Annotated in this window: 9 protein-coding genes; 5 read left to right on the forward strand and 4 right to left on the reverse strand. The window is 52.4% G+C overall.

Translation table 11 applies throughout. From position 1 onward, the window contains the following. The first annotated feature begins 191 nt into the window (after window positions 1–191). Both F456_RS0106735 and F456_RS0106740 read left to right on the forward strand, forming a co-directional pair. The gene (locus F456_RS0106735; RefSeq protein WP_026293701.1) at window positions 192–1,436 is read left to right on the forward strand and encodes an MFS transporter; all 1,245 of its coding nucleotides are present in this window, start codon (window positions 192–194) and stop codon (window positions 1,434–1,436) included. Window positions 1,437–1,630: 194 nt separating this feature from the next. Next, window positions 1,631–4,453, forward strand: coding sequence for a glycoside hydrolase family 2 TIM barrel-domain containing protein (locus F456_RS0106740; RefSeq protein ID WP_018976244.1), 2,823 nt, complete (start codon window positions 1,631–1,633; stop codon window positions 4,451–4,453). Between the two features lie 160 nt (window positions 4,454–4,613). Here the strand turns inward: F456_RS0106740 and F456_RS0106745 are convergent, their stop codons facing one another. The 4 genes from F456_RS0106745 to F456_RS0106760 all read right to left on the reverse strand — a co-directional run bounded on the left by F456_RS0106745 (window position 4,614) and on the right by F456_RS0106760 (window position 9,319). After that, a complete protein-coding gene (locus F456_RS0106745) occupies window positions 4,614–5,234 on the reverse strand; it encodes a type 1 glutamine amidotransferase family protein (protein WP_018976245.1) in 621 nt (206 codons plus the stop codon). Window positions 5,235–5,333: 99 nt separating this feature from the next. Then, a complete protein-coding gene (locus tag F456_RS0106750) occupies window positions 5,334–6,302 on the reverse strand; it encodes a helix-turn-helix transcriptional regulator (protein ID WP_018976246.1) in 969 nt (322 codons plus the stop codon). 132 nt (window positions 6,303–6,434) lie between these two features. Then, window positions 6,435–8,891, reverse strand: coding sequence for a molybdopterin-dependent oxidoreductase (locus tag F456_RS0106755; RefSeq protein WP_018976247.1), 2,457 nt, complete (start codon window positions 8,889–8,891; stop codon window positions 6,435–6,437). Then, the gene (locus F456_RS0106760; RefSeq protein WP_018976248.1) at window positions 8,888–9,319 is read right to left on the reverse strand and encodes a hypothetical protein; all 432 of its coding nucleotides are present in this window, start codon (window positions 9,317–9,319) and stop codon (window positions 8,888–8,890) included. The genes F456_RS0106755 and F456_RS0106760 overlap by 4 nt, the downstream gene beginning before the upstream one ends. A gap of 205 nt (window positions 9,320–9,524) precedes the next feature. On the opposite strand from F456_RS0106760, the gene F456_RS0106765 reads away from it, so the two are divergent. The 3 genes from F456_RS0106765 (at window position 9,525) to F456_RS0106775 (ending at window position 12,352) form a co-directional block, all read left to right on the forward strand. Continuing rightward, the gene (locus F456_RS0106765) at window positions 9,525–10,190 is read left to right on the forward strand and encodes a GntR family transcriptional regulator (protein ID WP_018976249.1); all 666 of its coding nucleotides are present in this window, start codon (window positions 9,525–9,527) and stop codon (window positions 10,188–10,190) included. A gap of 28 nt (window positions 10,191–10,218) precedes the next feature. Next, on the forward strand, window positions 10,219–11,922 hold the full coding sequence (ilvD, locus tag F456_RS0106770) for a dihydroxy-acid dehydratase (RefSeq protein WP_018976250.1): 1,704 nt from the start codon (window positions 10,219–10,221) through the stop codon (window positions 11,920–11,922). Between the two features lie 103 nt (window positions 11,923–12,025). Further along, window positions 12,026–12,352: an MmcQ/YjbR family DNA-binding protein gene (locus tag F456_RS0106775; RefSeq protein ID WP_018976251.1), complete on the forward strand. Its 327-nt coding sequence runs from the start codon at window positions 12,026–12,028 to the stop codon at window positions 12,350–12,352. Window positions 12,353–12,424 lie beyond the last annotated feature (72 nt).

Raw genomic sequence — 12,424 nt, forward strand, 5'->3', positions numbered from 1 at the left:
CATCGGATTTTCTTTATCGTTCTTCGATACGGAAAAAGGATATTGTTGCCGTCTGATAGAGGCGCGGATATACTATGGAACATGCATATACAGCCGGTACAGCCGCAGATCGTTGAAAAAGTGGCAGTTTTCAGAAAAAACACGATCTGCTCAAGCATCTTTCTTAACATGGAAGCGAAAGGATGGCAGCTATGGCAACCTGGTTTTTGATCGTTATTTATCTTGCTTTTATCAGCCTTGGACTGCCCGATTCTCTGTTGGGGGCGGCTTGGCCGGTTATGCGGCCGGATCTCGGCGCTCCGCTGGAAGCGGCGGGTATGCTGGCTATGATTGTTGCGGGAGGCACTATTGTCTCAAGTCTGGCAAGCGGACGCTTGATCGACAAACTCGGTACGGGTCCGATCACGCTGATCAGCTGTCTGATGACTGCGGCGGCGCTGCTGGGCTTTTCGTTCGCACCGTCGCTGCTGTGGTTTGCTCTGCTGGCGATTCCGCTCGGACTTGGGGCGGGAGCAGTCGATGCGGCGCTGAACCATTATGTTGCCACGCATTACGAAGCCCATCATATGAGCTGGCTGCACTGCTTCTGGGGGGTAGGCGCAACAGGAGGGCCGCTGCTGATTTCTTACTTTATCAAGGAGCACGATTCATGGAGAGCGGGTTATACGGCCGTCGCTATCATCCAGGTTGCTCTTGTTACCATTCTGCTTGCCACTCTGCCGCTCTGGAAGAAAGTCGCTGCACAGCGCAGCATGCTTCGTGCCTCTTCGAGACCTCATCATTCGGACGCCTCAGTCAAAGGTTCGAATAAATTCACGGCGAAGACTGATCGCGAAGAAGATATCCGTCCGTCCGCGCAGCCTATGCGGCTGCCCGGCGTCAAGATGTCGATGCTGGCCTTCCTTTTTTACTGCGGAGTTGAGACCCTGGTCGGACTTTGGGGAGCAAGCTTTCTCGTCGGTGCACGGGGAATTCCAGCAGAAACTGCGGCTTGGTGGATCTCGCTCTACTACGGTGGTATTACCATTGGCCGATTGATTACCGGCTTCATTACGTTGAAAGTCAGTAATCGTATTCTTATTCTGGTGGGTCCATTGATCTCGGCCTTAGGCGCTGTGCTGCTGCTGCTTCCGCTGCCAGGCGCAATTACACTGGCCGGATTCGTATTGATCGGCTTTGGCTTTGCTCCGGTCTATCCGGGTCTGATTCATGAGACACCAGTACGCTTCGGTCGGGCAAACTCGGCGAAGCTTATCGGCTATCAAATGGCTGTCGCTTATACCGGGACAACATTCCTTCCGCCGCTGTTCGGACTGCTTGCTTCCCAAGCGGGAATCGGTCTGTTTCCGGTCGTTTCGCTGCTGCTTATCGTCCTGATGCTGCTCTGCTCGGAATATGTGAACCGGGCGATTAAGAGGAAGTATTTGATCGCTTAAGCATGCCGACTCATTGTTTTGACAGTGAGAATGGATGGGTAAAGCCGGATGATAAGAACAGAACTCAGGATGGACTGCGAAAAAGATCGGTTTGCCGGCAGATGCTGGGCTCCGGTCTTTTTTCTCTATCTGACGATTGCCGCGCATTTACGAAAACGTTATAGTTGTACGAGAGACTAGAGTAGGAGTGATCAATGTTGTTGAGCAAAATGGATCTGTCCGGCATATGGAAACTGAGTATGGATGCAGACAAAAAAGGCCGACCGCAAACGTTCGACGATACGATAGAACTGCCTGGAACGACCTCGCATGCGCAAAAAGGGCGGCGAAATGAAGAAAAGCTGGCCGGTTCGTTAACGGACGCATACAAGTTTGAAGGTTATGCCTGGTTCGAAAAAGAAATCGAGATTTCTGCAGAACTGATAAACCGCACGGTTTTCCTGTATTTGGAGCGTACACGCGTCACGACGGTCTGGTTGAACGGCGAAGAGCTGGGCAGCCGAAACAGTCTGAATGCACCGCATATTTATGAACTGACAGGCAAACTGTCTGAGGGTTCCATGACTTTAACGATCCGCGTCGACAATACGGATTATCCGACCAAGGGCGGACACATGACTTCTCCGGATACACAGACGAACTGGAACGGCATTACCGGAGCTATAGAACTGCAGTTTTATGGAGAAGCACGTTTGGAACAGCTGAGGACGTATCCGAATGTGCTGGAGCGCAGCGTTCGAATCACAGCGAAGCTTATAGGTGAGACAGCGACACATCTGCGTATATCAGCAGAGAGCTTCAACGGACAACGTGTGCATAAGCCTGAGACGGCGGAATTTCAATTGAAGGGTTCCGCAGCTGAGACGGAATCAATCGATATCGTCTACCCGCTTGGTGCAGAAGCTCGTTTGTGGAGCGAATGGACGCCGGAATTGTACTGCCTCAAGTTGGAGTTGTTGGACGAAAGGGGTCAGGAGATTGATGTGACCGAAAGCGTATTCGGGCTGCGCGAGTTCAAGCCGGCCGGAGACAAATTCGAAATTAACGGTCATCGGACTTTCCTGCGCGGCAAGCACGATGGCTTGATCTTTCCGCTGACTGGCTATGCGCCGACATCGGTCGAAGAATGGGTACGCGTGTTGAACATTTCCAAATCGTACGGTATGAACCATTATCGATTCCATACAGCCTGCCCGCCGGAAGCCGCGTTTGTCGCCGCCGACCTGCTGGGCATTTACATGGAGCCGGAGCTTCCGTTCTGGGGCACAGTTACGGAGCCGGGAGAAGAGAATCACGACCAGGAGGAACAGGATTATCTGATTCAAGAAGGTTACGAGATTCTCAAAGCTTTCGGTAATCATCCGTCATTTGTTATGTTCTCACTCGGCAATGAACTGTGGGGCAGTCGTCCGAAGATCAACTCCATTTTGAAAGAATACAAGGAATTTGACGGACGTCCTCTGTATACTCAGGGTTCGAACAATCATCAATGGGTGCCAGAACTGCTGGAGCACGACGATTTCTTCTGCGGTGTGCGGTTCTCGCGCGAGCGGCGGTTCCGCGGTTCGTATGCCATGTGCGATGCACCGCAGGGCCATGTACAGGTTGATCCTCCGGGCACGCTGACAGACTACGACGAGGCGATTTCGCCTTCGCGTCTTCAAGTCGCAGACGGGGGAGAGGGCGGAACGAAGTCGATCCAGATTCAGTACGGCACGGAAATGAAAACGGTCGAAGCGGAAGGCGAGGGCGGAGATTGGGTGTCGCCGCTTCCGGTTGTCTCGCATGAGATCGGACAGTACGCGACGTATCCGAATTTTGACGAGATTGACAAATACACCGGACCGCTGAAGGCAGAAAACTTTAAGATCTTCCGAGAGCGACTGGAGAAAAAAGGGCTGGGACATCTGGCGAGCGCCTACTTCGAAAACTCCGGCAGGCTGGCGATGGAATGTTACAAGGAAGAGCTGGAAGCGGCGCTGCGTTCGCGCAAACTCGCAGGATTCCAGCTGCTTGATCTGCAGGATTTCAGCGGTCAGGGTACGGCATTGGTCGGCGCGCTCGACGCATTTATGGACTCCAAGGGGCTGATTACGGAACAAGATTGGCGTTCGTTCTGCGATGAAGCGGTACTGCTGGCGAGATTTCCATCCTATAACCTAGCAGGAGGAGATACGTTCCGTGCGGCGATCGAACTGAGCTGGTTCCGACCGGAAGCACCGGGAATGGTAGAAGTGGATTGGACATTGTCTTCGGGCGAAAAGACGATCGGCGAAGGGAATATTGCGGCTGAGATCACGGCAAGCGGGGATCTGTTCGAGCTTGGCGGGATCGAGTTGAAGATGCCGAACATTTCTTCGATGCAGAAGATGGACTTGAAGCTGCGTTTGAGCGGAACGGACGTATATAAAAATTACGAGCTGTGGATCTATCCGGCAGATGTACAGGTCGATTTCAGCGGTGTACACTTGTTCGAGACATTGACGGACGAAGCGAAGACTATACTTGCGCAAGGCGGCAGAGTCGTGCTGATGCCAAATCTGTCTGCTCTGCAAAATTCGATCGAAGGAACTTATGCCGCCGATTTCTGGTGCTTCCCGATGTTCCGTTCGATCTCGGAAAGTATGGAACGGAAAATCCCGGTCGGTACGCACGGGCTTCTGATTCGTAATGAACATCCGGCTCTTCGCGAATTCCCAAGCGAAACGCATTCGACGTATGCTTGGTGGAACGTCGTCATGAATTCGCGGTCGGTCATTCTTGACGGTACGCCGTCCGAGTGGGAGCCGATTGTGCAGACGATCGACAATTTCGAGCGGAATCATAAGCTTGGGCTGCTGTTTGAATGCCGGTCAGGCGGCGGCAGTCTGCTCGTCTGCACGGTAGACGCAGCCAAAGCCGCCGAATCGCCGGATGGTCGGCAGTTCCTGTACAGCGTGCTGAATTACGCGCAGTCCGAGGCGTTTAAGCCGTCGTTTGAGATTGGGCTGGACCAATTGGAGACAATGATTCGTTGAAACATAAAAAACTTTCCTTCTCCTGACAGCAGGGGAAGGAAAGTTTTTTTGTTTATGCAGGCTGCGGCTGCGCCTATTCGGTAAGTTGATTCCTTTTGAATGACTGAACGACTGAGCAACTGAAAGATTGAAAGATTGAATGATTGAACGACTGAAAGGTTCAGCGGATAACTTGAGGGGCGTCCGGGTAATAACCATTTTTGAAAAGGTTGTACCATTCGTCTAGTTCGGCAGCATCCAACATACCCAGCTTAAGGAGGATCAATCGGGCGAATTCCAATGGAGCGGTTCCATTAGCGGTAATCAGCAGTTCATGGCTGACGGACTGCGCTACGATATAGCGGGATTCACCCTGATACTCGGACGCTTTGCTTTTGAGGTATTCCAGAGAGTTTCCGGTATGGTCGTAGTGATCCAAGACGCCGATCCGTCCGAGAAAAGTTGTAGCGTCGCAGATGGCTGCAACGGGGATTCCGGATTTTAAGCAGCGCCGAACCAGGTCGGCAGCCTCATCATGATTGTGATCCAGCCAACTTGTCCCGCCAGGCAGGATAAGCATGGCCAAGTCTGAATTTTCGATATTCGCCGAATCTTCTTCCGCTGCGGAAAGATCGGGCAGCACCTGCATACCGCCCATTGATTTCTTGGGCAGGCTGTTCGCCGCAATTGTCCGCACAACGTATCCCGTCTCCGGTTTGTTCAATTCCGCGATTGCATAACTGGCTTCCCAATCCGCAAAGCCATCTGTGAGCCATACCCATACTTGCTTGTTTGTTGTCATTTGTGTTCTTCCTCCTCCATCGCTTGGCCGGTCATTGATGCCGTACAAGGTACAATTTCAGTATAAGAGGGCTTCACTGACAGATTCGGTCAGTCAAGATCAATCATTGTAAAATAGAAGGAGCTTGCTCAATATCTCTTGAAGTTCTTCTTTGAGAAATGAGGGTTCGACAGCCTTGATCGACGTTCCGTAAGGGAGCAAAAGGTACGGTACATATTTGCGAATGAAATCTTCGTCCATCCGAAAATAAGCCTGATTTTCCGAAAGTTCGACCAGGCAGGCGGACATCAGCCAATGGCGGCACAAGTCCTCCAGCGCGGAAAAACGGCCTTCGATAACGAGAACAAGGTCTGTCTGCTCGTTGACTGGCTCGGGCAGCAATTTTTCCAACAGAAACTGACGAGCGGAGAAGCCGGGAGGCCGTATAAAAAGATGCTCGGTGCGTCGAATGTCCGAAATTCGGTCCATTCTGAACAGCCGGATATCGCTGCGCCAATGGCAGTAAGCCACTACGTACCATCTGCGGTTCCAATACACCGATCCGTATGGATCGATCCTGCGTTCGGATGTCTGCAAAGCGTTAGGCTTGCGATATTGAATATCGAGCGAATATTGATCTGCCGATGAAGTTTCGAACTCCGCGAATGTCGCTTCCGCAACAGAAGGAGAATGTTCGGTAACCACTTGCGATCCTTGAAGCCGACGATTCAGCAGATCGGATTGTGCTTCATTGGTATATGTTTTAAGTTTGGACGCTGCTCTCTTCAGGGCCGATACGGCGGGATAACCGGCTTCATATGCCAAATCGGCAGCCTGCAGCAGCGACAACTTGTCTGCCGCGTCCAACAGAAGCGGGGGCTGGGCGAAGGTGGAGGGGTGCAGCAGCCGATATCCGCCGTGGTGTCCCGAATCCGCCACAATAGGTACTCCGCTGGCACAGAGCGCATCGATATAGCGGTAGACGCTCCTGATATTCACTTCAAGCCGCTCTGCAAGCATCTTGGCCGTGATAGGGGTCTCCGAACTCAGTGCCCATAGAATCGCCAACATGTTTTCATGTTTGGACATTAGGAGAACTCCTTCCGTTTTATTTCTCTTATTACTTATAGCTGTTTTCCGCGAAAAGGAAAAGCAGTGCAAAGACGCCGCGTCTTCCACTGGAAGAACACGGCGTCCGTAAATTCGGGTTTAAATTGATGGCTATTCGTCTTTTTCCTCGATCGGAGTCTTTTTGAAATCGGTCCGCTGCGGCATGTAGGGCTGCACCGGCACGTTCATCACGGAGATCGGCACTTCGAGCTGTTGGCCGATCTGAATGCCGTAAGGCGTTTCCATCTTGTTGACTTTCAGCAGGTCGTCGACACTCATGCTGTATTGTTCGGCGATGTAGCCGACCGTTTCGCCGCTGGCTACCAGATGCTGTTTGCGCAGCTTGTCGATTCGGCAGGCCGACTGCTTGAAGGTCGGCTGTTTGGAGAGCGGATCGACAAAGTCCGCCGTCAATTCATTGGCAGCCTGGTTGCTTTCCCAACTGCCGAAATGGAATGGCACGAAGATCAGTCCGCGCTGGACGGCATCGCCGATCTTCACCGGTACTTCGATCCAGCCGCGCGGAGACGTAATGCGAATCACTTCGCCCTCGACGATGCCGTGTTCGCGGGCGTCGTCTTCATGCAGCTCCGCGTAGCCGTGCGGAGCTGCCGCCTGCAGATAAGGCGAGCGTCCTGTCTTGGTCCGCGTATGCCAATGCCAGACGAGCCGCCCGGTCGTCAGCCACATCGGGAAGTCGCCGCCGGGCTGCTCGGACGGCGGATTGTAGCGGGTAGCATGCAGGATCGCCCTTCCGTCGGCTTTCTTGTCCGCATATTCGTCATGGGTAAGCGGACGGCCTGTAAATTGATCTTTTGAATAACTCTGCGCATAATCGGCCGTGGTATGGAATTTCAGATCTTCATACAGTCGGACCGTCCCTTCCGGACGATCATCCGTAACCGGCCAGCGCAGACCGTTATGATCTTCAAGCTTCTTGTACGTAATGCCGGTCATATCGCAGGGGCGTCCGCGCGATATTTCTTTCCATTCTTCAAAGGCCTCCTCGGGCGTAGAGTAGGAGATCAGCGGATTGCCGTCCTTATCTCTGAAGTCCATTCGCTTGGCGAAATCGAGGAGGATATCCAAGTCGGTGCGTACGCCTTCGGGCGGCTCGACGGCTTTGCGCAGCAGATTAATCGTCCGATCGGCATTCTCCATCGTACCGGTTTTCTCCCCCCACATAGCGGCGGGGAGAATAACGTCGGCGACTTTGGATGTTTCCGTCAGGAAATGGTCCTGCATAATGACAAATACTTTCCCCAGCGCTTTTTGCGCCCGCTTGCGATTAGGCAGGGACACAAGCGGATTAGTGCCGATGTTCCAGAAAATATCGATCTGATCCTGTTCGATCATCTCGAGCTGTTCTTCAATGCCTTTCTCGGGACCGGCCGGCAGTGTCGAGACATCAACGTTCCACAGCTCCGCCATTTCTTCAAGATGCTGCGGATTCATGGGATTGCGATGGGCCGGGTATGTACCGACGCCGCCCGCTGTCCGATTGGCCGAAGAACTCGGCTGACCGGCCATATGCAGGGGGCCGCAGCCCGGCTTGCCAATCAGTCCGCGCACTAAGTGCATATTGTTGATCGCGACACAGGCAGCCGTCGCGTCCGCACTTTGGAAAGCGCCCTGCAGCGTTGTCGAGACGAGCGAAGGTGTTTCGGACAGAACGCGACCCGCTTCCTTCAGCGTTTCGACTGGAATGCCTGTTACTTCAGACGTACGCTCCGGCGTCCATTCTTCCAGAACATCACGCATTTCTTCGAAGCCGATTGTATGCTTGGCGATAAAGTCTTGATCGGCTGCGCCGTTCTGCAGCACCATGTTCAGCAGCCCGTTCAAGAGAGGGACGTTAGTGCCCGGACGCAGCTGCAGATGCAGATCGGCGCCGCGCACGGTCAGCGTTTTCCGCGGATCGACAGCAATAATGTAAGGCTTGCCAGTACGCGATTTACGATCCATGATGCGCTCATGCAGCACCGTCCCTGTTTCCGCAACATTGTGTCCGAACAGCATCAGTGTCTCGGTTTCGTCAACATCATCGTATGAAGCCGGTGTACCATCCGCTCCGAAAGACTGCAGCAGACAGAATTCGGTTGTAGCGGTGCACAGTCTGGTATTCGCGTCGAGCAGATGCGTGCCGAGTCCGGCCCGGCCGACTTTGGCGATTGTGTAATAATCTTCGAGGAAGCCCTGACCGGTCGAGTAGATGGAGATGCTGTTCGGTCCTTTGTTTGCCAAAGCTTCTTTCATTTTCGAGACGATAAGCTCCATTGCTTCGTCCCATGAAGCAGGTACCAATTCACCGTGTTCGCTGCGGATCAGCGGAGAGAGAAGGCGGTCCGGGCTGTTGTTGGCCTGCCATTGATTTTCACCCTTCGGGCCGAGTCGACCGCGGTTGATCGGGTGATTGCCGTTGCCCCGTATGCCGACGATCTTCTCGTCTTTGACGGCAATCTCGCAGCCGCATCCGATCGAGCAGAGGTTGCATGTGCTGTACACCCATCGGTCGATCTCGCCCTGACTGTAGACATTCATATCGATTCGTTGATTTTGCCAGCTCATCGTACGCCTCCTGTCTGCGGGCGGTAGAGCGCAGGCACTACATATTTGCTGGACTCGTCGCCATACGTTTTCTCAATTTCGGCTGCTGCTTTTTTCAAAGTATCCTTGATGCCCGGGAAACGATTCTCAAGCTTCGCCGCTTCTTCCGAATCTTCGTGATCCATCCAGTCAACTGCACGCAGCCAAGCCCGAAACGTCGACTCGACAATTTCGTCGTTCAAGTAGACGATCGAGCAGTCTTTTTTGAATTCGGGTAGCTCGGGCTTGTCTCCTTTCAAGATCGGGAGCAGCCGTTCCAACGCTTCCTTTTCCTCCTGCAGCGACGTACGAAACAGAACGACAAGGGGATGACTCATATCCTCGGTCTCATCCAATGTCATGTCGACTTCATGGAGCACTTTGGCAAACAAGTCGTGAAGCTTGCTCATAAGATCCCTCCTCTTAAAATTCCTTTTAATAACCTGCTCTTACAACTCTGCAATTATGCACAAGATTACATACCCGTTAGCGCCTTTTCATTAACAAATGAAGGAATGAAGGGTAGAGAATCATATATTGCTTGCATTTTGGTATACGTATGCGATATATTGCGTGTAGAGAATTTGTTTATCGGTTAAATAAGGAGGTGAGTCCTTGCCGATTCCAAAAAATTTCGAAAAACCTGTAAGAATTACGGCTAAAGAAAGAGCATATGCTCAAATTCAGCGCTGGATTATTGAAGGAACGCTTCAGCCAGGCGAAAAATTGCTTGAAGCGGAATTGAGCGAATCGCTGGGTGTCAGTCGCACTCCTATTCGGGAAGCTTTGCAGTTGTTGGAAATGAGAGGCCTTGTCGCAACCTATCCTGGTCGGGAAACAAGAGTAACGATGATTGGGAAGGAAGACATTTTCAGAATGTATTCGACATTGGCTGCTCTGCATGCGCTCGCTGCGGAAGTTGCGGCTGAAGTCATTCTTCCGGAGCAAATCGAATGCTTGAAGAATCTGAATTTGGAATTTGAACAAGCCATCGGCAGCGGTCAGCCTTATCTGGCCATGGAGGTGGACGAGCGGTTCCACAATTATATTGTGGAATTGTCGGATAACCCGTACACGGCAAGCTTCAGCGATTCACTGCAGGTTCATATTCGGCGCTACAAGTACGTGTTTTTGCAGCAGCCGATCGCTTTGACACAGGTTTCGGCAGAGGAACATCTTCAAGTGATTGACGCTTTTCAAAACAGGAATGCCGCACAGGCACACGAAGCGATGAAGAGAAATTTGATTCGTCCGATGCGTGAGCTGGAAAGTCTGCTTTAATACTCCCAAAAGATAGGAGCAAACAACAATGGATCAGACTAACGGAAACCAAAAAGACTTGAGAATTCGCAGTAAAGTAATCAGCGAGGGAGCTAATCGTGTACCGAACCGGGCAATGCTGCGTGCAGTTGGCTTTACCGACGAAGATTTCAAAAAGCCGATGATCGGTGTGGCAAGCACATGGAGCGAAGTTACGCCTTGCAATATGCATATTAACGACCTGGCTTTCCGTGCCAAAAAGGGAGTCAAAGACAGCGGCGGTGCCCCGCTCGTGTTCAATACGATCACCGTATCGGACGGCATATCGATGGGGCATGAAGGGATGCTGTTCTCCCTGCCGAGCCGTGAAGCGATTGCCGATTCCATTGAAATTGTTACGGGAGCGGAGCGTTTTGACGCTTTGGTTGCGGTTGGCGGATGCGATAAGAACACGCCTGCCTGCCTGATGGCGATGGGAAGACTGAATGTGCCTTCCGTTTATGTCTACGGGGGAACCATCCAGCCGGGCCATCTGGATGGCAAAAAACTTGATATCGTCTCTGCATTTGAAGCTGTCGGTCAGTATCAGGACGGACGAATGAGCGCGGAAGAGCTGCACAAAGTCGAATGCAATGCTTGTCCGGGTCCTGGTGCATGCGGAGGGATGTACACGGCCAATACAATGGCTGCTTCCGCAGAAGCTATGGGCATGAGCCTGCCGGGTTCGTCATCGACACCTGCGATTTCTCCAGATAAAGCGGAAGAGTGCGAGAGAGCCGGCGCAGCGGTCATCAACCTGCTGGAAAAAGGAATCTATCCGCGCGACATCATGACCAAGGAAGCGTTTGAGAACGCCATTACGGTCGTTATGGCTCTCGGCGGTTCGACGAATGCATTCCTGCACTTGCTCGCTATGGCACATTCGGTCGACGTTGATCTGACGCTGGACGACTTCGAGCGTATCCGGTTGAAAGTTCCGCATTTGGCCGATCTGAAGCCAAGCGGTGCACACGTTATGCAGGATCTGAATGATATTGGCGGCGTACCGGGTGTGATGAAGCTTCTGCTGGAGCAGGGACTGCTGCACGGCGACTGCATGACCGTAACTGGACGTACCTTGGCAGAGAACCTGGCCGAAATGCCATCTTTGCAGGAGGGCCAGGAAGTGATTCGTCCATTCGATAACCCATTGAAGGCTAACGGCCCGCTGGTCGTTCTTAAAGGCAATTTGGCTCCGGACGGAGCGGTAGCCAAAATGTCGGGGATGAAAAAAACGCGCTTTACCGGTCCGGCCAAAGTGTTTAACAGCGAAGATGAGGCTACCGCAGCGATCGAGCGGGACGAAATTCAAAAAGGTGACGTATTGGTTATCCGCTACTGCGGACCAAAAGGCGGGCCAGGTATGCCGGAAATGCTGTCGGTTACTGCCATGATCGTCGGCAGAGGACTGGGCGGCGAAGTGGCGCTGATGACGGACGGACGCTTCTCCGGCGGCTCGCACGGCTTTGTCGTAGGGCACGTTTCCCCAGAAGCCCAAGTGGGTGGTCCGATTGCGCTGCTGCAGACAGGCGACCTCGTAACCTTCGACAGTGAAAAACGAGAGGTTACTATGGAAGTGAGCGAAGAAGAGCTGGCATCCCGTGCACAGGCTTGGGTACAGCCGCCGCTCAAAGTCTCTTCGGGTGTACTCGCCAAGTATGCGCATCTGGTGTCCTCCGCTTCAAAAGGCGCTGTAACAGACTTGTTCGAATAACGATTAGGTTTCAAGCGTCCGCTTCGGCGGGCGCTTTTTTTAAGTCGTTTTTAGGCAAAGGAGAGGTAGAACGATGAACTAACAGGAATTAATCGATTATTGTTTGACTTATCCAAGTGTCTACGAAGATCATCCTTTTGATGAAGGCTGGACCGTAATGCGGCACCAAGCCAACAAAAAAATATTTGCGATGATCTATGAACGGGGTGGACATCCCAGTGTCAACTTAAAATGCGATCCGATGAGAGCCGCAGTGCTGCGGGACCTGCATGAGGATATCAGTCCGGGTTACCATATGAACAAGGAACACTGGAATACGGTCATTTTGGATGGAGTTTTGAACGCTGAAGATATTTTTGATCTGGTACGCCACAGCTTTGAGTTGACCCGGCCCAAAATTCCGAAGAAGAAGCAGGAAGCCGACTTTTGAAGAGACAGCGATTCAATTCTCTGCAAAATCGGTTCATGGGAAGTAGGATTGCCTTTAGGTAGGATTATCATT

It is taken from the genome of Saccharibacillus kuerlensis DSM 22868 (assembly GCF_000378145.1).
Taxonomy (GTDB): Bacteria; Bacillota; Bacilli; order Paenibacillales; family Paenibacillaceae; genus Saccharibacillus; species Saccharibacillus kuerlensis.